General features: G+C 68.9%; 19 protein-coding genes and 1 pseudogene. 9 read left to right on the top strand and 11 right to left on the bottom strand.

Annotated features, from left to right (window positions below; all coding sequences use genetic code 11):
* Nucleotides 1–12: 12 nt before the first annotated feature.
* Together NCCP_RS07390 and NCCP_RS07395 are read right to left on the bottom strand one after the other, a co-directional pair.
* Nucleotides 13–756, bottom strand: a complete 744-nt coding sequence (locus NCCP_RS07390) for a GAF and ANTAR domain-containing protein (protein ID WP_149956600.1) — start codon at nucleotides 754–756, stop codon at nucleotides 13–15.
* Between the two features lie 148 nt (nucleotides 757–904).
* Nucleotides 905–1648 carry a GAF and ANTAR domain-containing protein gene (locus NCCP_RS07395; RefSeq protein ID WP_149956601.1) on the bottom strand — a complete coding sequence of 248 codons (744 nt, stop codon included), beginning with the start codon at nucleotides 1646–1648 and terminating at the stop codon, nucleotides 905–907.
* Between the two features lie 197 nt (nucleotides 1649–1845).
* Here NCCP_RS07395 and NCCP_RS07400 point away from each other — a divergent pair, with 197 nt between their 5' ends.
* Together NCCP_RS07400 and NCCP_RS15575 are read left to right on the top strand one after the other, a co-directional pair.
* Nucleotides 1846–2187: a hypothetical protein gene (locus tag NCCP_RS07400; RefSeq protein ID WP_149956602.1), complete on the top strand. Its 342-nt coding sequence runs from the start codon at nucleotides 1846–1848 to the stop codon at nucleotides 2185–2187.
* Nucleotides 2103–2366 (top strand): annotated as a pseudogene (locus NCCP_RS15575) (GAF domain-containing protein); the annotation flags it as partial. The gene NCCP_RS07400 and the pseudogene NCCP_RS15575, both read left to right, overlap by 85 nt.
* A 147-nt stretch (nucleotides 2367–2513) precedes the next feature.
* Here NCCP_RS15575 and NCCP_RS07410 read toward each other — a convergent pair.
* Nucleotides 2514–3509, bottom strand: coding sequence for a GlxA family transcriptional regulator (locus tag NCCP_RS07410; protein WP_225873739.1), 996 nt, complete (start codon nucleotides 3507–3509; stop codon nucleotides 2514–2516).
* Nucleotides 3510–3622: 113 nt separating this feature from the next.
* On the opposite strand from NCCP_RS07410, the gene NCCP_RS07415 reads away from it, so the two are divergent.
* The 4 genes from NCCP_RS07415 (at nucleotide 3623) to NCCP_RS07430 (ending at nucleotide 7163) form a co-directional block, all read left to right on the top strand.
* Entirely contained in the window at nucleotides 3623–4252 is a 630-nt protein-coding gene (locus NCCP_RS07415) for a cysteine hydrolase family protein (RefSeq protein WP_149956603.1), read from the top strand.
* A 103-nt stretch (nucleotides 4253–4355) separates the two neighbouring features.
* Entirely contained in the window at nucleotides 4356–4682 is a 327-nt protein-coding gene (locus tag NCCP_RS07420; RefSeq protein WP_149956604.1) for a CBU_0592 family membrane protein, read from the top strand.
* Nucleotides 4683–4712: 30 nt separating this feature from the next.
* On the top strand, nucleotides 4713–6176 hold the full coding sequence (locus NCCP_RS07425; protein ID WP_149956605.1) for an aldehyde dehydrogenase family protein: 1464 nt from the start codon (nucleotides 4713–4715) through the stop codon (nucleotides 6174–6176).
* Nucleotides 6177–6455: 279 nt separating this feature from the next.
* Nucleotides 6456–7163, top strand: a complete 708-nt coding sequence (locus NCCP_RS07430; RefSeq protein WP_149956606.1) for a hypothetical protein — start codon at nucleotides 6456–6458, stop codon at nucleotides 7161–7163.
* A 162-nt stretch (nucleotides 7164–7325) separates the two neighbouring features.
* Here the strand turns inward: NCCP_RS07430 and trxA are convergent, their stop codons facing one another.
* The 5 genes from trxA to NCCP_RS07455 all read right to left on the bottom strand — a co-directional run bounded on the left by trxA (nucleotide 7326) and on the right by NCCP_RS07455 (nucleotide 13034).
* Complete coding sequence (gene trxA, locus NCCP_RS07435) at nucleotides 7326–7649, bottom strand: thioredoxin (protein WP_149956607.1); 324 nt, start codon at nucleotides 7647–7649, stop codon at nucleotides 7326–7328.
* A 57-nt stretch (nucleotides 7650–7706) separates the two neighbouring features.
* The gene (trxB, locus tag NCCP_RS07440; RefSeq protein WP_414727714.1) at nucleotides 7707–8651 is read right to left on the bottom strand and encodes a thioredoxin-disulfide reductase; all 945 of its coding nucleotides are present in this window, start codon (nucleotides 8649–8651) and stop codon (nucleotides 7707–7709) included.
* Between the two features lie 115 nt (nucleotides 8652–8766).
* Entirely contained in the window at nucleotides 8767–10476 is a 1710-nt protein-coding gene (locus NCCP_RS07445; protein WP_149956609.1) for a hypothetical protein, read from the bottom strand.
* A gap of 208 nt (nucleotides 10477–10684) precedes the next feature.
* A complete protein-coding gene (gene murJ / locus NCCP_RS07450; RefSeq protein WP_225873740.1) occupies nucleotides 10685–12511 on the bottom strand; it encodes a murein biosynthesis integral membrane protein MurJ in 1827 nt (608 codons plus the stop codon).
* Nucleotides 12495–13034: an NUDIX hydrolase gene (locus NCCP_RS07455; protein ID WP_172627331.1), complete on the bottom strand. Its 540-nt coding sequence runs from the start codon at nucleotides 13032–13034 to the stop codon at nucleotides 12495–12497. The genes murJ and NCCP_RS07455 overlap by 17 nt, the downstream gene beginning before the upstream one ends.
* A gap of 170 nt (nucleotides 13035–13204) precedes the next feature.
* Here NCCP_RS07455 and NCCP_RS07460 point away from each other — a divergent pair, with 170 nt between their 5' ends.
* Both NCCP_RS07460 and NCCP_RS07465 read left to right on the top strand, forming a co-directional pair.
* Nucleotides 13205–14653 carry a CCA tRNA nucleotidyltransferase gene (locus tag NCCP_RS07460; protein WP_149956611.1) on the top strand — a complete coding sequence of 483 codons (1449 nt, stop codon included), beginning with the start codon at nucleotides 13205–13207 and terminating at the stop codon, nucleotides 14651–14653.
* 619 nt (nucleotides 14654–15272) lie between these two features.
* Nucleotides 15273–16961 carry a formate--tetrahydrofolate ligase gene (locus NCCP_RS07465; protein ID WP_149956612.1) on the top strand — a complete coding sequence of 563 codons (1689 nt, stop codon included), beginning with the start codon at nucleotides 15273–15275 and terminating at the stop codon, nucleotides 16959–16961.
* A gap of 36 nt (nucleotides 16962–16997) precedes the next feature.
* On the opposite strand, the gene NCCP_RS07470 is transcribed toward NCCP_RS07465, so the two are convergent.
* A complete protein-coding gene (locus NCCP_RS07470; RefSeq protein ID WP_149956613.1) occupies nucleotides 16998–17486 on the bottom strand; it encodes a DUF2306 domain-containing protein in 489 nt (162 codons plus the stop codon).
* Between the two features lie 99 nt (nucleotides 17487–17585).
* Between NCCP_RS07470 and NCCP_RS07475 the strand changes: the two genes are divergently transcribed.
* On the top strand, nucleotides 17586–18194 hold the full coding sequence (locus NCCP_RS07475) for a MerR family transcriptional regulator (RefSeq protein ID WP_149956614.1): 609 nt from the start codon (nucleotides 17586–17588) through the stop codon (nucleotides 18192–18194).
* Nucleotides 18195–18374: 180 nt separating this feature from the next.
* On the opposite strand, the gene NCCP_RS07480 is transcribed toward NCCP_RS07475, so the two are convergent.
* Nucleotides 18375–19460: an inositol-3-phosphate synthase gene (locus NCCP_RS07480; protein ID WP_149956672.1), complete on the bottom strand. Its 1086-nt coding sequence runs from the start codon at nucleotides 19458–19460 to the stop codon at nucleotides 18375–18377.
* A gap of 145 nt (nucleotides 19461–19605) precedes the next feature.
* Nucleotides 19606–20808 carry a DUF6716 putative glycosyltransferase gene (locus NCCP_RS14955; protein ID WP_172627332.1) on the bottom strand — a complete coding sequence of 401 codons (1203 nt, stop codon included), beginning with the start codon at nucleotides 20806–20808 and terminating at the stop codon, nucleotides 19606–19608.
* Nucleotides 20809–20816 lie beyond the last annotated feature (8 nt).

The following is a 20816-nucleotide window of genomic DNA, read 5'->3' on the forward strand; positions in this document are numbered from 1 at the left end:
GAAGGGGCAGGTTTAGGCGGAGCCGGACACGGCGGTGGGGTTTTGGGTGTCCGCGATGATTTTGGCTGCGGCGGTCCTGAGGCTGCCGTCGGATCCTTGTCCGGCTTGCCTAAGCAGGGCGAAGGCGCGTTGTTGCGTGCACCGGTGCACGGCCATGAGGATCCCCAGCGCCAGGGTGATGTTGGTGCGGGATTGGATGGCGTCAACGATGTCCTGCTTGCGGTCCGTGAGGTCCGCGATCAGCAGGGCCAGCCGGAGCGAGACGGACGCCTGGTGCGCGTAGCGCTGCGCCCGGGTGGTGAAGTGTTCGGGGAAGGCATTGGGTTTGGGGGAGTAGAGGTTCAGTGCTCCGATGGTGTCTTCATCCACCCCGAAGGGGATGCTGAAAATGGACCGGATGCCGCTGCCGTGGACGGCGTCGAGGTAGCTGCGCCAGCGGGTTTCGGCGTGGGTGTCCGTGATACTGACCGGTTCGTGGCTTTTCGCGGCCGCCAGGCATGGCCCGGTCCCGATCTTGCGTTGGGTCTCGTCCGTGTGGCGCGCCCGGGTGTCGCTGCTGGTCGCCAGGGCTGTGCGCTGTTTGGTAACCAGGGTGATGCCGCATGACACCTGCTCGTCCCCGAGGGCGAGCATCTGGACAGCGTTGGAGGCCACCTCGGCGAGGAAGCCGTGGACGTCGGTGCTGCCGAGAATCGTGGCTGGGAGGTGTGCGGCGACCGCTCCGGTATCCACGGGCGGGCGCTGGACGTGGTCCATGCTGTCCCCTCTGTCGATAGTGGCTGGACAGGTATGCCGGGGGTGCGGACCCTGGGTGCCCCTATATCTTGGTTGCCCCCTACCTTCAGTCAACCCCTGCCCGAGGCCGAAGGCGAGGGGTTTCCAGCGATGGTCCGCCGGGGACCCCTCAGGGTTTGAAGTACGTTTGGACGGGCTTGCCGGCAACGGAGCCGGCGATCTCCGCGGCGAGGTCCCGGATCTTGGCGTTCCGGTTGGAGGAGGCGCGCCGGAGGATGCTGAAGGCCTGTTCCTGGTCGCACCGGTTCTCGGCCATGAGGATCCCGATGGCGATGTCGATCGCGGTCCGCGACTCCATTGCCGCGGCCAGGTGTTCCTTCATCTCGGCGAGTTCGCCCATGCGGAGGGCCAGACGCAGGGAGAGGGACGCCTGTTCGGCATAGAGGGCAATGAGGGGTGCGCTGTTGTCGAATGCGTGGGCTCGGGTCGCGTAGAGGTTCAAGGCCCCTGTGGCGTTCCCCTCGAGATTGAACGGGACGCCCAGAATAGCCTTCACTCCCGTGTCCCGGACGAGGTCAAGGTAGGAGCGCCACCTGGGCTCTTTATCGACCTCCGGGACGTCGATGAGTACGTGCGTTTGGGCCGCATACAGGCATGGGCCGCCGCCGCACTTGTACTGTGTCTCGTCCATGTACAGCGATTGCTCGCCGCTGCCGGCCGAGCTGATGCGATTCTTGTCCCGCAGCAGTGTCACGCTGCAGTAGACCTCGCTTCCTGCCCCGGACAGGGTGTCCGCGGCGTGGCGGGCGAGCTCTGCAAGAAAATCCGCGACGTCTTCGCTGGCCAGGATGCGTTCCTGGAGGGCCGCTGCGATCCGGCTTGCCTCGAGCAACCAATTGAAGGTTTGGTCCATTGCTCCGTCCTTTCGACTCCTGCCCTCTGGTTCCCAGGCCAGCCGTCCCTGGGGGAACGTCACAATCCCCTTGCTTCCAAGGTAACGCCCGGGCTGCTTCCTGGAGCTACGAGTGGATAAAGGTACCGGCCGGGACCGCCACGCCGACACTTTAACTTTCCCTTGCTGGCACGTTCCAAAGCGGAAGGAACCAGGCCATGGCCGAGGAGCCGATGAACGAACTGTCCCTCATGGTGGCCCGCATGAAAGGCATGCACCTGACGCTGGAGAAAGCGACCGGCGCCATCCAGCTTTTGGCGCAGGCGGCAAAGGCCGTCATCCCGGGTGCCGCCAGTGCCGGACTCAGCCTGAGCGACAGCGACGGCCGTCGGGCCAGCACGGGCGCGACCGACGAGGTGGTGCGGGAAGCCGACAACCTCCAGTACGCCCGGAGGGAGGGGCCCAGCCTTGAAGCATGGCATACAACCCGCAGTATCCTCAGCATGACTTGGAGAGCGATCCGCGCTGGCCGCGCTGGCGGGACGCGGCCGCGAATCTGACGATCGTCTCGGTTCTCAGCACCCCTCTGGTGGCCGAAGGCCGCTGCATTGGGGCCCTGGAGGGGGCTTTGACCAGCAGGGATACCGTCAGCCGGGCGCGCGGTGCCTCGATGGAACGGCGCGGCATCACGGAGGAAGAGGCGATGCGCCAGATGCTGTCTGCGGCCCGGCAGCGGCAAATGTTGCTTGTCGCGTTGCAGACCGCCGGAATCTCCCGCGGAGAGTTGTGGATCCGGTACTTTGGCCTGGGAGGAGTGGTGGGGCGAATACGAGGTCGATGCCTACCTCGCAGACGGCATCCCGCGATCCTCCCGGGCATCGACGTCCTAGTGGACGGGGGCGGGGCCCGTCTGCGGGTGGTCGGTGAAGCGGTGCCGGTAGGAGGTCGGGGTGGTCGCGTAGTGGGCGGTGAAGTTCTGCCGGAAGGTGACCGGGCTGGCGAAGCCGCAGGCTGCGGCGATGCGGGAGATGGGCCAGTGCGTGGTCTCCAGCAGCCGGCGGGACTCGTCGAGCCGGCGGAGCAGGACCCATCGGGCCGGGCTCATGCCGGTGGTTTCGCGGAAGCGGCGGGAGAAGTTCCGGGCGCTCATGCACGCCCGCTGAGCCAGCGTTTCGACCGTAAGGTCCTCATCGAGGTGGCCCAATGCCCAGAGAATGGTTTCCCCGACCGGGCCCGCGGCCTGGTCATCGGCCGGCAGGGGGCGGTGGATGTACTGGGCCTGGTCCCCTTCCCGGTGCGGGGCGATGACCAGGTGCCGGGCAAGGGTGGCCGCCGCGGCCGAGCCCAGCCGCGAGCGGACCAGGTGCAGGCAGGCATCCAGCGCGGAAGCCGTTCCGGCGGAGGTGAGCACGTCCCCGTGGTCCAGGTAGAGCGCGTCGGCGCGTACCTTGACCTGCGGGTAGCGCCTGGCCAGGTCCTCGGCCGCGGCCCAGTGGGTCGCAATCGTGCGCCCGTCGAGCACGCCGCTGCCCGCGACCGGAAATGCGCCCAGGCACAGTCCGGCGATCACGGCCCCGCGCCGGTGGCCGGCCCGGATCAGGTTCACGAGCTTTTCCTCCGGTTCCGGGTACCCGGCGGGCCAGGAGGGGAAGGTGAGCAGGTCCGCCTCTTCCGCAGCCTCGGGGCCGGCGAGGTCGGCGATCAAGAGCCCCTCCGCGGTGCGGACTGGGCGTCCGTCCTGGCTCCACACCCGGGTGCTCCATCCGGTGGCCGCGTGGTGGCGTGCGGCTTCGCCGAACACGAGCAGGGGCGTGGAGAGGTGGAACGCGGTGATGCCGTCGAAGGCGTGCACGGCGATGAGCATGGGTTGTCCTGATTCCATCGAAGGTGTTCCTTTCCGCCACTCACGATACCCGCCACTGCCGCGCGAGGATGAATGGTGCGGCATCAAGCAGGCCGCGTTTACCCCTCCCCAACTCTTTTCAGGAGAAGCCCATGGCCGTTCCCCGCCGCGCCCTCGTCCTTATCGACATCCAGCAGGAGTACGTCGAGGGGCCGCTGGGCATCCAGTACCCGCCCCGGGACGAATCCTTGGCCCGCACCCTCCAGGCCTGGGACGCCGCCAACCAGGCCGGCATCCCCGTGGTCATCGTGCAGCACGAATACCCCGCCGGGACCCCGGTCTTCGCGGAGGGTTCGGATGGGTGGCAGCTGCAGCCCGAAATCCGGGACCGCGCCTCCACCGAGGCCAAGCGGGTGGTGAAGAACTACTCCAGCATCTTTGCCGAAACCGGCCTGGAGCAGTGGCTGCGCGATCAGGAGATCGACACCGTCACGCTGGCCGGGTACATGACCAACAACTGCGTCCTGGCCTCTGCCGCTGCCGCCGAGCCGCTCGGCTTCAGCGTCGAGGTCCTCGCCGACGCCACCGGCGCCGTCCACCTGTCCAACGCTGCCGGCTCGGCCTCCGCGCAGCAGGTCCACGAGACCCTCATGACGCTGCTGCACTCGAACTGGGCCGCTGCCACCACCACCGACGCCTGGACCAAGGCCGCCGTCACCGGCGAGGAACTCACCCCGAGCAACCTGGTCGTCTCCGCCCTCGACGGACGCGCCGCGAACTGATCCTCAGGCCTTTGGGAGAGGACAGCCTCCTGCAGCTTTCCTTAAGGCCTCCTCTCCCCGAGACTGTGGGGGACACCATCGGTCCGTACGCGGAGGAAACGGGATGCTGGCTGCGGTGCTGGGGTGGATGGGCATGCTTGGAACCTTCATTGCCTACGCCATGCTGTGCAGGGGGCGGCTTACCCAGGAGTCCTTCATGTACGCGGCCCTGAACACGGCCGGCGGCCTGGTGGGCGGGATCTCCTGCGCCCTCTACGGGGCGTGGCCCAGCGTGGTCTCCAACGTCGCCTGGTCCCTTGTGGGTTTGCATTCGCTGGTCCGCATGTACTTCCAGCGGCACTCGGCGGCAGCGGCTGTGCCGCCGGAAGCGGACGGGTGCGTGCAGCTCGACCCCAAGGCTGGCCAGGGCGGGCGGGCGCGGATACCGTAGGTCCTGTCTGCGGCCCCACAGGAGGTATCCATGGCCATTACGCGGAATTTGATCATTGGCGGCGAGCATGTGCCGGCCGCTTCGGGCAGGACCGCCGAGGACATCAATCCCTACACCGGCGGCGTCTATGCCACGGTGGCCGCGGCCGGTGTGGATGACGTGACCCGAGCGGTGGCCGCGGCGGACGCCGCATCGGAGGCTTGGGCAGCGGCACCGCCGTCGTTCCGTGCCAAGATCTTCCTCAAGGCAGCCGATATCCTGGAATCCAGGACCGATGAGGGAGCCGAACTGATGGCGCAGGAGGTCGGCGGCGTCCGGCCGTGGGCCGAATTCAACCTGCATTTGGCGGCGGAGATCCTGCGTTCGGCAGCCGCGGCGACTACGGCTCCCCAAGGCGAGGTGCTCGCGACAAACCTGCCCGGCAAATACTCACTCAGTTTGCGGCAGCCCTTTGGGGTGGTGGCGGCGATCTCGCCGTGGAACGCTCCGTTCATTCTCGGGACCCGGGCCCTGGCCATTCCGCTGGCAGTGGGGAACACGGTGGTGCTCAAACCCAGCGAGGACGCACCGCTGGCCTGCGGACTGTTCCTCGCCGACGCCCTGTTGGAGGCGGGCCTTCCCGATGGCGTGCTGAACGTGGTGACGAACGCGCGCGAAGACGCGAACGAGGTCGTCGGAGCCCTGATTTCGGACGACAGGGTCAGGTGCGTGAACTTCACGGGATCCACCCATGTTGGACGCATCATTGGAACCCTGGCGGCACAGCACCTCAAGCCGTCGGTGCTGGAACTGGGCGGCAAGAATTCCCTGGTGGTGCTCAAGGACGCCGACATCGAATACGCCGCCAGCGCGGCGACGTTTGGCGCCTTCATGAATGCGGGGCAGATCTGCATGTCCGTGGACCGCGTCATCGTGGACAGGTCCATCGCGGAGGACTTTACCGCCCGCTTCGTCGAGAAGGTGTCCCGGTTGCCCACCGGAGACCCCAACAATGCGGACACGTTCATCGGACCGCAGGTGAACCAAAGCGCCGCGGACCGGCAGTACGGGCTGATCGAGGACGCGGTCGCCAAGGGGGCCACCGTGGCGACCGGAGGGCAGCGGCTGGGCAACGCCGTCGTGCCCGCCACCGTACTGACGGGCATCACTGAGGACATGCGGGTCTTCGGCGAGGAGATCTTCGGCGCCGCCACCACCGTGATGCCGGTGGCGGGGGCGGAGGAAGCTCTGCGGCTGGCCAACGGCACCAAGTACGGGCTGACCGCCGGCGTCATTACCGAGAATCTTTCCGAGGGCATCGAGGTTGCCCAGCGACTGCGCACCGGCATTGCCCATGTGAACGACCAGCCGGTCCAGGACGAGCCAATGGCACCCTTCGGCGGCATCAAGGAATCCGGCTACGGCAAGTTCGGCGGCCAAGCCGGCATCAACTCCTTCACCGAGCTGCGGTGGATCACGGTGCAGCAGCGCGGGCACGCCCCGTATCCGTTCTAGGAACAATCCGGCAGGGAGTGGCGGGCGTCCCGGCAGACCCATCTGAACATCTGAAGCCCACGTCTTTTCGCGGCCGGGGCGCTGTCTCTCCACTCAAACCCCGTCTCTCCACTCAAACCCCGTCTCTGCACTCCAACAACGTACGGGCAGGAGGCACCCGGGGAAGCGCGCGGGAGCGGCGGAGCCCGTACCGTACGCCGGCACTGCGTGGGAGTGCGCTGGCGACTGATTCGACCGGTTTGAAAACACGCATCAGGCTCGGAGAGCAAGGAGTAATCCATGGTTGACGGCAAGGCGCTTCGTCTCGCGGCAGGCCTGCTGGCAGCGGGCTTCATTCTTTATGTCACGGTGGGCCTTCTCCATCCGGGCGGGCCGGCCAATGACCATGAAGCGGTGTTTGCCGAGTACGCCGGCAGCGCCGGCTGGACTGCGGTGCATCTCTGGCAGTTCGCCGCCATGGCGGTGGTCATTGCAGGGCTCCTGGTCCTCAGCTTCGCCCTTAATCTCCACACCGGGGGCGCGGCATGGATGGTCCGGTTCGGCGCCGTCTCCGCGGCCGTGTCACTGGGGCTTTACGCCGTCCTGCAGGCGGTGGACGGGGTCGCCCTCAAGCAGGCCGTTGATGCCTGGACGGCCGCGCCGGAAGCACAAAAGGCGGCACGCTTCGTCGGCGCCGAGACCACCCGGTGGCTGGAGTGGGGTACCAGGAGCTACCAGTGCTTTGTGTTCGGCCTGGCCTTGATCCTGCTCGGCAGCGCGTTGGCTTGGGCGGCGAAGCTGCCTCGAGCCCTCGGATACCTGATGGGGCTGTCCGGTCTTGCCTACATTGTGCAGGGCTGGGTGCTCGGTTCCGAGGGCTTCTCGCCGGCCAACACGTTCGCCATCCTTGGCAGCTATGTCCTCATCATGAGCTGGATTACCTGGCTTGCCCTGGCCGCCTGGCGGACAAGGGAGTCAAGGGGACCGTCCAGGGAGCCTGCCGGATAGCGCCGGGTCCCCGCCCCCGGAGCCATGTCCCCACAGGGCATGGCAGTGCACTCCAGTACGCCAAAGGGGGCCGCGGAAAATTCCGCGACCCCCTTTGGCGTAACCCAGGATTCGTCGAAACCAGGATCCGGCGGCCGGCCCTGCCGGCTGCCGGAGCGCGCCTTACAGGTAGGCGGCGAATTCCTGCTCGATGACCTGCTTGGGCTTGGCGCCGATCGAGGTGGCCACGTGCTCGCCACCCTTGAAGACGAAGACGGCCGGGATGCTCGTGATGCCGTACTTGGCGGCGATGCCCGGGTTGTCGTCGACGTTGACCTTCACGACGTCGACCTTCTCGGCGTGCTCGGCGGCGATCTGGTCAAGCACCGGACCGAGCTGGCGGCACGGACCGCACCACTCTGCCCAGAAGTCGACGATGACGGCCTTCTCAGCCTCCAGAACCTCCGCCTGGAAGGTTGCGTCGGTAACATCCTTGGCCTGGCTCATGGCTGGCCCCTTTCTGCTGGATTTCCTTGCCGGAAGGCCGCGGCGCGGCCTGCCGTCCTAGTGGTTGGAGAGGTAGTGTTCGACGTCGAGGGCGGCGACGCAGCCGGAACCGGCGGCGGTGATGGCCTGGCGGTAGGTCGGGTCGATGACATCACCGGCGGCGAACACGCCGGGGAGGCTGGTCTTGGAGGTGCGGCCCTCGACCTTGATGGTGCCCTCGGCGGTGAGCTCGAGCTGGTCCTTGACCAGGTCCGTGCGCGGGTCGTTGCCGATCGCGACGAACACGCCGGTGACGTCCAGCACCGACTCGGTGCCGTCGACCAGGTTCTGCACCTTCACGCCGGCAACCTTGCCGTTACCCTCGAACCCGGTGACCGCGGAGTTCCACGCAAAGTCGATCTTCGGGTGCTCCAGCGCGCGGTCGGCCATGATCTTGGAGGCGCGCAGGGTGTCGCGGCGGTGGATCACGGTGACCTTGGAGGCGAACTTGGTCAGGAAGATTGCCTCCTCCATTGCCGAGTCGCCGCCACCCACCACGGCGATCTCCTGGTCGCGGAAGAAGAACCCGTCGCAGGTCGCGCACCAGGACACCCCGTGCCCGGAGAGGCGCTTCTCGTCCGGCAGGCCCAGTTCGCGGTATGCGGACCCGGTGGACACGATGACGGTCCGGGCGCGGTGCACGTCCCCGTTGCCCAGGGTCACGGTCTTGACCTCGCCGGCCAGATCCAGAGACACGACGTCCTCAAAAAGGATTTCCGCGCCAAACTTCTCCGCCTGCGCCTGCATGTTGTCCATCAGGTCCGGGCCCATGATGCCCTCCGGGAAGCCCGGGAAGTTCTCCACGTCGGTGGTGTTCATCAGCTCGCCGCCGGCGGTCACCGATCCGGCGACCACCAGCGGGGCCAGGTTCGCCCGCGCGGTGTAGACCGCGGCGGTGTACCCGGCAGGACCGGACCCGACAATGATGACGTTGCGGATGGCGGAGTTTGCTTCAGTGGCCACGCGGCGCGAACCTTCCGTTGGGGACCGGCGGCGCATGGGCGCCAGTTCCGGCTGTTGTTGAACGAGTCTGACCGGCACAACGGCGTTGCGCCGGGCGTTATTCCCGGACCCGGGCCTAGGAGACCTTGATCTCAGCCACCTGCAGGCCGTACGGGCGGGAGCTGTTGGCACCGGCTGCCAGCTTCGGCAGTTCGGTGACGTTGATGAAGACATACTGCGCCTGCGCCGGGCCGCCCTCCTCGCCGGTGACCGGGACCGTGACGGTCGGTCCCGTGAAGGAGCCGGAGGAAACCTCCCGGGAGGCTCCCAGGTCGTCCGTCTCGCCGACGCGGATTTCGAAGGCGCCGCCCGTGCCGTTGAGGCCCGAAAGCTCCACCGAGGACACGTCGGAGAGTTCCTCAAGCTCCACCACGAGGACCATGTTGGAGGCAAACCCGCCGAACTGCGGCTGGGTGTAGGAGTAGGTCGCGTAGTAGCTGGCGGAGTTGCCGTCAATGGCCTTGGCCAGGGTGCCGTCGGTTTCCGCGTTCAGCTGCTGGTTGCCCGGCACCACACGGCTGATGCCGCCGATCTCCGGGCTCACCCCGGTGCCTGCGGGGGCCTCGGCGGTGGGGGAGGCCGGCGTGCCGCCGGATTTGGAGGCCACCGTGCCGCTGCCGGCCACCGGGGCGGGATCCTTGGGGGCCAGTGCGTTGAAGGCGAACACCACGGCCACGATCAGCAACGCGCCCAGCACGCCGCCGACGACCAGGCGGGTGGCCTTCCTGCCGCCCTCCTCCGGCTCCTCGTCCTCATAGCCGTCGTAGTCGGGCTCGGTGGAGGGCTCCTCGACGTAGCCGCGCGCGGCGGCAGGGAACGTGGCCGCACTGCGCGAGGACGTCCCGCTGCGGATCGGTTCCATGGCCTCGCCGGCAAAAGGGTCCGTGCCTGGCCGCGCCGCGGGGACCGCCGGCCGCACCGGCGCCTCGGCGGGGGCCGGGCGTTCCTCCCCGGTCCACAGGGAGACCTTGGGGCTCGCGGCCGGGGCCGCCGGCGGAGCCACCTCCTCCAGTTCGCCGGTGGATTCCTCCCCGGCGGACTGTCCGGCGCCGGCCGGTGAGGCGGACCCGGCCGGTGGGAGGGGTACGGCTGGCGGGGTGGGCGGGGCCGGCGGAAGGGGTACGACCGGCGGGACGGAGGAGGCACGCTGCGCCGGGGAAACAGGCGGGGCGGGTGGAGCCGGCGGCGCCGGGGGAACGGCAGGAGTGGGCGCGGCCGAAGCCGCCGCGCCCGCCACGGGGAACTCCGGGTGCCCCGCCTCGCGGCCCCTGCCGAAGCGGGACTTCAGCCCGGACAGTTTGTCGGAGAGGTTGATCTCCGGCAGGCGGTCCATGACGCCCGGCCGGTTCTCCTCCTGGGCCAGCAGTTCCTCGTAGTACTCGTCGTCGTCCTCGTAGACCTGCGGTTCGTTGGAGCGGGAGACCCCGAAGATCTCCGAGCCCAGGGTGTCCGTGTAGAACGGCTCCACGTACGGGCCGTCGGTCAGGATCACCAGGTCCAGCAGGTCGGCGGGGTTGGCCGTGTTGGTGATGAGGTAGGTGTTGCCCTCGGAGATGCCGAGGTCCAGCACCTGCATGGCCCCGTAGCGCTCGCCGGTGGCGATTTCACGCGCGCTGGTGGCGACCTGGCTGGCGTTGGAGGGGGAAGCCACCAGGATGCTCACCGGGCGGTTCAGGACCTGGTCGTTGCCGTCCAGGACCAGGTCGCCGTCGGCAGAGGTCAGGACCAGTGCGGTGACCTTGTAGCGGCCTCCGAGCACGGTTCCGACGTCAATGGACTGCGACACGTTTCCCTCCCGGGAGTGGTTGCGGGCGCGAAGCACCCTCTGGATGGCTCTTCCCATGCTACCGGGGACCGTGGATGATGCGAGCCCACCCTGCGGGCATGACGCGGCCACGGGCAGGAGGTTGCCCGCGCCTGCCGGGTCCGGACGGATCCGCGGCACGGCCTGCGCTCTGCCTGCGCTGGTGGCGGTGCCGCCCGGCTGTACTGACCTAGCGCCGCCTGAGCGCGGGGATGCGGCGGGTGAGCGGTCCGAGGAATTCTTCCAGCTCGGACACCCGCGCGGCGCGCAGCAGGAGCAGATAGGCCACCAGCATCACTGTTCCGACGGCGGCGATCGTCACCAGCGCGGAGCTGAGCGATCCCCACGCGTAGCCGTTGGTGTAGCCGCCCATCAGCCACAGCACCACGGCCCCGACGGCGCCGGCGAGCAGGGCCATCCAGCCGACCCGGATATAGGTGTCGGCGACCTGCGCAGTGCCGTAGTCCCCGTAGCGGCGCACCACCAGCACGTGGGCAATGATGGCGGACAGCACGTTGGTCACCCCGTAGAGCAGGGCCATGCCCACCGCGATCTGCGTTGCCGGGACCGTCGCGGCCATCGAGTAGGCGGCCACCAGCCCAACCCCGGCGATGGCGGACTGGATCAGCATCGGGGTCCGGGTGTCCTCCTCGGCGAAGAAGACGCGGATGAGGAAGAAGTGGATGCTCTTGAACGGCAACCCCAGCGCAGTCAGCACCACCAGCTGTCCGATGGCGGCGCCGGCAGCGGCGCCGTCAACGGAGGTGCCGCTGAACAGGCGCCCGATCGGGCCCGCGAGCACGATGAAGCCGACCGAGAAGAATACGACCGGGATCGCGGTCCCGCGCAGGCCGCGGGAGAGCACCGGAGCGACCTTTTCCCGTTCCCCGTCGGCGAAGGCCCGCGAGAGGTCGTTGAACAGGACCGTCGCCAGCGAGAGGGCGAAGATCGAATGCGGCAGCACGGTGATCAGCTGGGAGGTGTTCAGCGCGTACTCGCCCGGTACGGAAGCCCCGCCGTCGGGCAGGGCCGCGCGCGCGGCGGCGGCGGTGGAGACCAGCCGCGCGTACAGCAGCGAGGCGATGTTGCCCACCATCATGGAGGCCAGGGTCCACGCGGCGATCTTGCCCACGTGGCGCAGGCCCATCCCGCGCCAGCCGAACCTGGGCCGGATCGCCAGCCCGGAGCGGGCCAGCGGCAGGAAGAGCACCAGGGCCTGGAGCACGATGCCCAGGGTCGAGCCGCCGGCCAGGAGCAGGGTCTGCTGCGGCGTCCAGGAGTCCAGCTGCCCGCCGCTCCCGTTGTAGGCGCCGAAGAAGGCGATGTAGGCGCCGATGACGGCCAGTTGCACCAGGTTGTTGACGACCGGGGCCCACATGTAGGCCCCGAAGTGTCCGTGGGCGTTCAGCACCTGCCCCACAACGGCGTAGACGCCATAGAAGAACACCTGCGGGAGGCACCAGTAGGCGAAGGCGGTGCCGAGCGCGAGCATCGGTTCCGTCCAGTCCTTGGTGAGCGCCGCGATGAGGGGCCCGGCCAGAAGGGTGAGCAGGAGGGCGAAGAACGCCATCACGACCACCGTCAGGGTGATCAGCCGGCTGGTGTAATCCGCGCCCCGGTCCGGGGCCTTGGAGGCCTTGATCAGCTGCGGGACCAGCACCACGTTGAAGATGCCCCCGGCCAGCAGCATGAAGATGATCGTCGGGATGACGTTCGCCTTCTCGAAGATGTCCGCGACCGTGGTCGTGGACCCGATTGCGACGGCAAGCATCGCGGTGCGGACGAACCCCAATACCCGCGAGACCATGGTGCCCGAAGCCATGAGGGCATACGCCTTCGAGTGGCTGCGCTGCTCGGGGGGCCGGGCCGGCGCCTGCGGAGCCTCCTGGACCGGCAGGCTGCCGGTGGCGGTCTCGGGGACGTACGAGGACGTGGCGGCCGAGCCGCTCCGGCCCGTGCCGGGGCTGTACGCGGGCATCGGCGGGCGGGTCGGGGTGGGCCTACGCTCCGTGGACATGCTGCGGAAGAACCTCTCGGGCGAGCTCCGCGATGCGGCGCTCGTTGGGGAAGGACAGCCGGCGGCCCAGCTCGGCGATCGGCACCCACGCGACGTCGACGGCCTCGTGGTCCGGGTCGTTGTCGATGGTCAGTTCGCCGCCGGTGGCTTCAAGCAGGAAATGGTGGACCGTCTTGTGGACGCGGTAGTTGGAGACCGTGAACCAGTAGTCGATGCTGCCCAGCGGGGCCAGGATGCGCCCGGCAATGCCGGTCTCTTCCTCCACCTCGCGCATGGCGGCCTGCTCGTTGGTTTCGCGGCCTTCCGGATGGCCCTTCGGCAGGCACCACTCCAGGCGGCCGCCGCGGTTGTAGCGGGCGATGATCGCCACCGCCAGGTCCGGGCGGGACAGGTCCACCACCACGCCGCCGGAAGAGACCTCTTCAACGGTCGGAAGGCTGTGCTGGCCCGGCTGCGCGTGCGCATGCGCCATCGACGCCGTCAACGGCGTTCGCTTCGGGGCGCTCGGAACTGGATGGGCCATGCACTCCACTCTATCCATTCTTTGGGCCCGCACGGGGGTGTGGCGCGGTGCGGGCCCCCGTCACGCCGAGGGCTTAATGCCGGGTGCAGCGCCGGGACGCCGGCGCCGCACCCGGCCGGGGATCTGCCCGGCGTGGCAGACCGGCGAAAGTCTGGCACGCTTAAAGCACTATGCAGCAGCTTCCCGACCGCACTGGCCTCGCCGCGATCCTTCCACCCGTCGTGCTTGAAATCGGCCGCCTCTTCGAGGCGGCCGGGCACGAGCTGTCCCTGGTCGGCGGGCCGGTCCGCGACCTGTTCGTCGGCCGTGTCTCCCCGGACCTGGACTTCACCACCGACGCAAGCCCCGACCAGACGCTGGCCGTTGTTGCCGGCTGGGCGGACGCCACGTGGGAGGTGGGCCGGGACTTTGGCACCATTGCCCTGCGCAAGGGCGAGGAGACGATCGAGGTCACCACCTACCGTGCGGAGGCCTATGACCCGGACTCGCGCAAGCCGGTCGTGGCCTTCGGGACCTCACTGAAGGATGACCTCTACCGCCGCGACTTCACCATGAACGCGATGGCGCTGCGCCTGCCCTCGCTGGAGCTGGTGGACCCTTACGGCGGCGCCGCCGACCTGGAGGCGGGGATCCTGCGCACGCCGGGGACGCCGGCGTCGTCCTTCTCCGACGATCCGCTGCGCATGATGCGCGCCGCCCGCTTCGCCTCGCAGCTGAAGGTGGGCGTTGCCCCGGAGGTGCGCCAGGCGATGGCGGACATGGCCGAGCGCATCACCATCATCTCCGCCGAACGGGTGCGCGACGAGCTGGTCAAGCTCATTAACGGCGCGGATCCGCGCGCCGGGATCGACCTGCTGGTGGACAGCGGGCTGGCCGAGCGGGTGCTGCCGGAGGTGTCCGCGCTCAAGCTCGAGGTCGACGAACACCACCGCCATAAGGACGTCTACCAGCACTCGCTGCAGGTCCTGGAGCAGGCGGCCGAGCTGGAATCGGGCCCGGACGGGCCGGTGCCCGGCCCGGACTTCGTGCTGCGCTTCGCCGCGCTGATGCACGACGTCGGCAAGCCGGCCACGCGCCGCTTTGAACCTTCCGGCGCGGTCAGCTTCCGGCATCACGACGTCGTGGGGTCCAAGCTGGTGAAGAAGCGCATGCGCGAACTGCGCTTCGACAACGACACGATCAAGGCCGTGGCCCGGCTGGTGGAGCTGCACATGCGCTTCTACGGCTACGGGGAGGCCGGCTGGACCGACTCGGCGGTCCGCCGCTACGTCACCGACGCGGGCCCGCTCCTGCAGCGGCTGCACCGGCTGACCCGCTCCGACGTGACCACCCGCAACCGGCGCAAGGCCGAACGGCTGGCGTTCGCCTACGACGACCTGGAGCAGCGCATCGAGGAGATCCTCGCCAAGGAGGAGCTCGAGTCCGTGCGCCCGGACCTGGACGGGCAGGCGATCATGGCGATCCTGGGACTGAGGCCGGGCCCGCTGGTGGGCCGGGCCTACAAGCACCTGTTGGAGCTGCGCCTGGACAACGGGCCAATGGGCCCCGAGGCTGCCGAGGCCGAGTTGCGCGCCTGGTGGGCGGACCAGCCGGAGGCGCGGGAGGCCGCTGCGACGTAGGGGCCCAGGTCCGCGCCCGCCTTTACCGCGGGTTGGCCGCGGACCAGCCCCCGGCAAGGCAAAACACAGGCCGCACCCCCGCGAGGAGATTCAGTGCGCACTTGCCGGGCCGGGTGGAGGCGGCGGAAGCGTCCCGTGGCGGAATTTATCCACAGATTTGGATTTCTCCGAAAATTCAGTGGCACAAGTCACAGGTGCCGTGTAGATTGAAACGCGTGATTGGGGGAGGCCCGGGGCGAACGTCCCGGTCCAATGGCGAAAAGGCAGCCGGCCAGCAACGTAGCTGGGCGGCTGGCGCACCCAAAAGAAATGGGTTGGATGAAGGGATGTTGTTCCTGACGCAGATGCTCCCGCAGGCTGGCAGGGAAGCGGTCCATGAGGATCCGTGAACCAGGCCGGCGGCGAGGAGGAACTATGGAACCGCCCACCGTGTCCATCGCAAAGCCCGCCGGCTACCCCGGCGGGCTTTGTCGTGCCGGCTGCGGTGCCGTTCCCCCGGAATGCGCCCCCGCCCCCGGGCGTGGCGGCGAGGCCAACTGGTAGCTTGGGTCCCAGCGGCGCCGGAGCCGGGCACCGCCTTCCATCGAAACGGCTGGATAAACCGGAAAGGCGGGGGCAGATGGCAACAGCGTCGGCCACGGGCAACAGTGACCTTGAGATTGCGGCACGGGCCGTCATGCGGCCCATCCAAGAGATCGCCGCGACCGCCGGAATCCCCGCCGAGGCCCTGGAGCTTTACGGGCGGCACAAGGCCAAGATCGACCCGGACCGGCTTCCGGCGGAGCCCGGCACGTCCCCGGGCCGGATCGTGCTGGTCACCGCAATGTCCCCGACCCCCGCCGGGGAAGGCAAGTCCACCGTTACTGTCGGGCTGGGTGATGCCCTTGCCGCCAGCGGGCAGCGAACCATCATTGCCCTGCGCGAGCCCTCGCTGGGTCCGGTGTTCGGGCTCAAGGGCGGGGCCACCGGCGGCGGCCGCGCCCAGGTGCTGCCGATGGAGGACATCAACCTTCACTTCACCGGCGACTTCCACGCCATCACCAGTGCGAACAACCTGCTCGCCGCGCTGATCGACAATCACCTCCAGCAGGGCAACGACCTCGGAATCGACCCGCGCCGCATTACTTTCAAGCGCGTCCTGGACATGAATGACCGCGCCCTGCGGGAGATCGTGATCGGCCTGGGCGGAACCAGCGGGGGCATTCCGCGCCAGGACGGCTTCGACATCACCGTGGCCTCCGAGGTGATGGCGGTCTTCTGCCTGGCTCGGGACCAGGCCGACCTCAAGGAGCGGCTGGGCGCGATCACGGTCGGGCACACCCGCGACGGCCGTCCGGTGACCGCCGGCGACCTCGGCGCCGCCGGAGCGATGGCCCTGCTGCTGCGCGACGCCTTCAAGCCCAACCTGGTCCAGACCATCGACGGAACCCCGGCACTGGTGCACGGCGGCCCGTTCGCGAACATCGCCCATGGCTGCAACTCGGTGGTCGCCACCCAGGCCGCCCGGCGGCTGGCGGACATCGTCGTCACGGAGGCCGGCTTCGGCGCGGACCTGGGCGCCGAGAAGTTCATCGACATCAAGGCCCGGCTGGCCAACTGCCAGCCTTCCGCCGTCGTGGTGGTGGCGACCGTGCGGGCGCTGAAAATGCACGGGGGAGTGCCCAAGGAAGGGTTGGGCGTCCGGGACGACGACGCGCTGCGCGCGGGGCTGGCCAACCTGGAGCGGCACGTGGGCAACGTGCGCCGGCTGGGGATCGAGCCGGTGGTGGCGCTCAACCGCTTCGCGACGGACAGCGGGGCCGAGCTGGACCTGGTGGCGCAGTGGTGCCGGGAGCGCGGAGTGGCCGTGGCCGTGGCCGACGTATGGGCCCGCGGCGGCGCAGGCGGTGCGGAACTGGCCGCCCGGGTGCTGGAGGCGCTGGAGCGCGGACAGGAGGCGCACCCGCTGTACCCGCTGGAGCTGAACGTGGCGGAGAAGATCGAGACGATCGTGCGCACGGTCTACGGCGGGGCCGGGGTGGACTACTCCGTTCCGGCCCTGCGCCGGCTGGCCGAGATCCAGGCGGAGGGGCTGGACGGGCTGCCGGTATGCATGGCCAAGACGCAGTACTCCTTCTCCGACAACGCCTCCCGGCTCGGTGCCCCGGAGGGGTTCACCCTGCACGTGCGGGACCTGGTCCCCAAGACCGGGGCGGGGTTCATCGTGGTGCTGACCGGAGCAGTGATGACCATGCCCGGCCTGCCGAAGGAACCCGCCGCGCTGCGCATGGATGTGGACGGGGGCGGCCGAGCGGTCGGGCTCTTCTAGGCCGTTGCGGCCTCCCGCGAACGCGGGGCTGCCCTGTCAGGGCGCGCCCGCGGGAAGGGTGGCCGGGACCTTGCGCGCCAGGCTGCGGGCCGTCAGGACAAGCGCGGCGGAACTGGCCAGGACCAGGGCCGCCGCGAAGGCCAGAGTGGCCGGTTCCTGCGAGAGCAATTGGGGGATGCGCCGGCCGGGGACCAGGACGGCGAAGGCGAAGGCGGTCACCGTACCCAGGTAGGCGCCGATCATGTTGCCGCGGTGGCTCTCGATCCGGTGCCGGATGGCGGACACGAGGCCGAGGGTGACGCTCAGCAGGGTGAAGGCGGACAGGCCGTGCAGCCACGTGAAGCCGCCGCCGTCGCGGATCCAGAAGCTGCTGATGCACACGTAGTACATCACGGCAATCCAGCTGTACCCGATGATCCTGTGGGCCCTGTCCCTCTTGCGGCGGAAGATGTTGACGGGCCCCAGTACAAGGACGTACCCGGCGGCGAGGGCGTGGGTGGCGATGAGCCAGTTCCATTGCTCCATGATCATAGGATAGTTTAGCTATCCCATTTGGTACACAGGCTGGCGGGCCCAGGACTCGGAGCGGGATGGGGCGGGACCGTGGATCCGGGAGGAGGCACCATGCAGCTGAAGGAACTGAGCAGCCGCAGCGGCGTGAGCGGGGCGAGCATCAAGTTCTACCTCCGCGAGGGACTGCTGGCTCCGGGCAGCACCGCTGCTTCCCCGCGCGCGGACTACGGACCCGGGCACCTGCGGCGGTTGGAGCTGATCAAGACCCTGCGCGGGGTGGTGGGGCTGGGGCTGGCCGGAATCAAGGAGATCACCGGGGGTATCGACGATCCCGGGCTCGGCACCGTGGAGCTGATGGGCAGGGTGCAATCCATAGTCCTTGGACTGGCGGAGGAAGCGGTCCCGGACCACCCGCTGATGGCCGGGCTGGTCGGTCCGGGCCGGTGGGCGGATGCCTCCTCCCGGGCCCGGAACTCCCTGAACCTGCTGCTGCACCGGATGGATGAGCTCGGCGTGCCCGCCAACCCCCGGGTGCTGGCGGTGTATGCGGCGGCCGTGGACCAGGTCGCGGCGCTCGACGTGGGGCACGCGGAGCAGGCCGCAAGCAGGGATGAATTGGCGGGGACGGTGGCGGTGGGCACCCACCTGTACGGCGAGCTGCTGCTGAAGATGCTGGCGGTTGCCCAGGCTTCCCGCGCCATCCGCGGCCCCGAGGGATGAGCCGGCCCCCAAGGACGAAGCCGGACCGGCGCCGCGCGGCCGGACCCTTCCCGGCCGTGGGATGGGCGCCGCCCCGGACCAACAGGCCGCGCCCTGAAACGCAGACGGCGGAGGGTGGCTGCCTGAAGGCAGCCACCCTCCGCCGTCTGCGCGTGCAGGAAGCTTTAGCGTTTGACCGCTTTAGCGTTCGATCTCGCCGCGGATGAAGGCTTCGACCTTTTCCTTGGCGATGTCGTCGTTGTACTGCTCCGGGGGGGACTTCATGAAGTAGGAGGAGGCAGAAAGGATGGGCCCGCCGATGCCGCGGTCCAGGGCGATCTTTGCGGCGCGCACGGCGTCGATGATCACTCCGGCCGAGTTCGGGGAGTCCCAGACCTCAAGCTTGTACTCCAGGGACACCGGGGCGTCGCCGAAGTTGCGTCCCTCCAGGCGCACGAAGGCCCACTTGCGGTCATCCAGCCAGGAGACGTAGTCGGAGGGCCCGATGTGCACGTCTTCGGCGGCGAGCTCGGCGCTGGTGTTGGAGGTCACGGCCTGGGTCTTGGAGATCTTCTTGGATTCCAGGCGTTCGCGCTCGAGCATGTTCTTGAAGTCCATGTTCCCGCCCACGTTCAGCTGGTAGGTCCGGTCCAGGGTGACTCCGCGGTCTTCGAACAGCTTGGCCATCACGCGGTGGGTGATGGTCGCCCCGATCTGGCTCTTGATGTCATCGCCCACGATCGGCACCCCGGCGTCGGTGAACTTCTGCGCCCACTCGGGGGTGCCGGCGATGAACACCGGCAGCGCGTTCACGAACGCGACCCCGGCGTCGATGGCGGCCTGGGCGTAGAACTTCGCCGCGGCCTCGGACCCCACGGGCAGGTAGCAGACCAGCACGTCCACGGCGGCCTCGCGCAGCGCGGCGACCACGTCCACCGGGGGGACTTCGGATTCGGCGATGGTCTCGCGGTAGTACTTGCCCAGCCCGTCCAGGGTGGGACCGCGCTGGACGGTCACGCCGGTGGCGGGGACCTCGGCGATCTTGATGGTGTTGTTCTCGCTGGCCAGGATCGCGTCGGACAAGTCCAGGCCGACCTTCTTGGAGTCCACGTCGAACGCGGCCACGAACTGCACATCGCCCACGTGGTACGGGCCGAACTGGACGTGCATCAGGCCCGGGACGGTGGCGGTCGGGTCCGCGTCCTTGTAGTACTCGACGCCCTGGACCAGCGACGTGGCACAGTTGCCAACGCCAACAATTGCTACCCGGATGGGATTACCTGACACCATGTCTCCTCAAGGAATTGTTCGGACGCGACGGCACGGGCCGCGCCATGAGCCTTAACAATTCTAAGTGCAGACGGAGTCGGTGTATTCCCGGCCACGTCGTGGCCGGGAATACGAGGGCCGCGGAAGCGCCGCGGAGGCGGGGTCAGGCCGCGGCGCGCAGCCGCTTGCGGGCCTTGCGCACCGCCTTGAGCACCGAGGTGGGCAGGGCGGTGCGGATCCGGGCCCGGCGGGACTTGCGCCGGACCAGGGCCAGGACTTCGGGGTCGCTGGCCAGCCGCCCGGCCCGCGCCCGTTCGGCCAGCTGGAGCAGGAGGTCGCCCAGGGGCACGTGCTGGGTGTGGAAGTAGTTTTCCCGCAGCCATTGCGGGTCCGCGCAGGCGAAGCGCAGCTGCTCCACGTCATCCAGCGTGCCCAGCAGGCCGCTGTCGGCGAAGACCTTGTTCAGCAGCTTTTCGCTGACCCCGAAGTCCTCGAGGATCAGGGCCGGGAGCCCGCGGTCCAGGGCCTCCAGCACGGCGGTGGAGGAGACGGTGAGCAGGGCCGAACCGGGGCCAAGCACTGAATCCATGGAGCCGGTGGCGAAGCGGACGGATCCCTCACGCACGGTGCCGGCCTCCACCAGGCCGGCCCAGAGGGCGTCGTACGGGTGGCGTTCGCGGTGGGTTTGGGGTTCTCCGGCCAGGGCGCGCAGCTTCACCACCACCTCCACCCCGGGGTTGCGTTCGGCGGCCGCGGCCAGCCGGACCAGAAGCTGTTCGCGTTCGGTGCGCCGGAACGGCATCTTCGCCTGGGCCGCGAAAACGATGCGGGTCACCGGCGCTTCCACCGGAACGGGGCGCTTGGGCGAGGCGAGGAACGGCAGCCGGGAGAGCAGGATCGAGATGTTGGAGCCGATCTTCTCGGCAATGTCCGCAAACGCGCGGGTCTCGGCATGGCTGTGGGCGATGAAGGCGTCCCCCAGGGCCCGGAAGCGCAGTGCCTTGGAGGTGGCCGGGTAGGCGACCCCGGGCAGCGCGGAGACCAGGGCCGGACGCGGGCGCCGCTTCACGGAGGCCACCCGGTAGAAGACCTCCTGCACCACCGGTCCGGTGGCTGCCGCGAAGACGACGTCGGTGCCCGCCAGTTCGGCGGCCAGCCGGTGTGCGGGGACGACGTCGGGAACGATTCCCTCCATGAAGGTGCCTGCGGTGGCGGCGCGCTGCTGCACCTCGGTGGGCAGCAGCGGGGAGCGCACCAGCACCACGCGGCGCTCCCATTCGGGGCCCAGCCGGTCCAGCGTGGTGCAGGCCAGCTTCAGGTACGAGTCGCTGTCGGCGACGGCGGTGATCCGGTAGCGGGGGGTCATGCGTTCTC

It is taken from the genome of Zafaria cholistanensis, from assembly GCF_008580665.1.
Lineage (GTDB): Bacteria > Actinomycetota > Actinomycetes > Actinomycetales > Micrococcaceae > Zafaria > Zafaria cholistanensis.

What these genes read in the sequence shown, in the direction of transcription:
- NCCP_RS07390 (WP_149956600.1), bottom strand. Translation starts at nt 756, where the DNA reads ATGGACCACGTCCAGCGCCCGCCCGTGGATACCGGAGCGGTCGCCGCA.
- NCCP_RS07395 (WP_149956601.1), bottom strand. Translation starts at nt 1,648, where the DNA reads ATGGACCAAACCTTCAATTGGTTGCTCGAGGCAAGCCGGATCGCAGCG.
- NCCP_RS07400 (WP_149956602.1), top strand. Translation starts at nt 1,846, where the DNA reads ATGGCCGAGGAGCCGATGAACGAACTGTCCCTCATGGTGGCCCGCATG.
- NCCP_RS07410 (WP_225873739.1), bottom strand. Translation starts at nt 3,509, where the DNA reads ATGGAATCAGGACAACCCATGCTCATCGCCGTGCACGCCTTCGACGGC.
- NCCP_RS07415 (WP_149956603.1), top strand. Translation starts at nt 3,623, where the DNA reads ATGGCCGTTCCCCGCCGCGCCCTCGTCCTTATCGACATCCAGCAGGAG.
- NCCP_RS07420 (WP_149956604.1), top strand. Translation starts at nt 4,356, where the DNA reads ATGCTGGCTGCGGTGCTGGGGTGGATGGGCATGCTTGGAACCTTCATT.
- NCCP_RS07425 (WP_149956605.1), top strand. Translation starts at nt 4,713, where the DNA reads ATGGCCATTACGCGGAATTTGATCATTGGCGGCGAGCATGTGCCGGCC.
- NCCP_RS07430 (WP_149956606.1), top strand. Translation starts at nt 6,456, where the DNA reads ATGGTTGACGGCAAGGCGCTTCGTCTCGCGGCAGGCCTGCTGGCAGCG.
- trxA (WP_149956607.1), bottom strand. Translation starts at nt 7,649, where the DNA reads ATGAGCCAGGCCAAGGATGTTACCGACGCAACCTTCCAGGCGGAGGTT.
- murJ (WP_225873740.1), bottom strand. Translation starts at nt 12,511, where the DNA reads ATGTCCACGGAGCGTAGGCCCACCCCGACCCGCCCGCCGATGCCCGCG.
- NCCP_RS07455 (WP_172627331.1), bottom strand. Translation starts at nt 13,034, where the DNA reads ATGGCCCATCCAGTTCCGAGCGCCCCGAAGCGAACGCCGTTGACGGCG.
- NCCP_RS07460 (WP_149956611.1), top strand. Translation starts at nt 13,205, where the DNA reads ATGCAGCAGCTTCCCGACCGCACTGGCCTCGCCGCGATCCTTCCACCC.
- NCCP_RS07465 (WP_149956612.1), top strand. Translation starts at nt 15,273, where the DNA reads ATGGCAACAGCGTCGGCCACGGGCAACAGTGACCTTGAGATTGCGGCA.
- NCCP_RS07470 (WP_149956613.1), bottom strand. Translation starts at nt 17,486, where the DNA reads ATGGAGCAATGGAACTGGCTCATCGCCACCCACGCCCTCGCCGCCGGG.
- NCCP_RS07475 (WP_149956614.1), top strand. Translation starts at nt 17,586, where the DNA reads ATGCAGCTGAAGGAACTGAGCAGCCGCAGCGGCGTGAGCGGGGCGAGC.
- NCCP_RS14955 (WP_172627332.1), bottom strand. Translation starts at nt 20,808, where the DNA reads ATGACCCCCCGCTACCGGATCACCGCCGTCGCCGACAGCGACTCGTAC.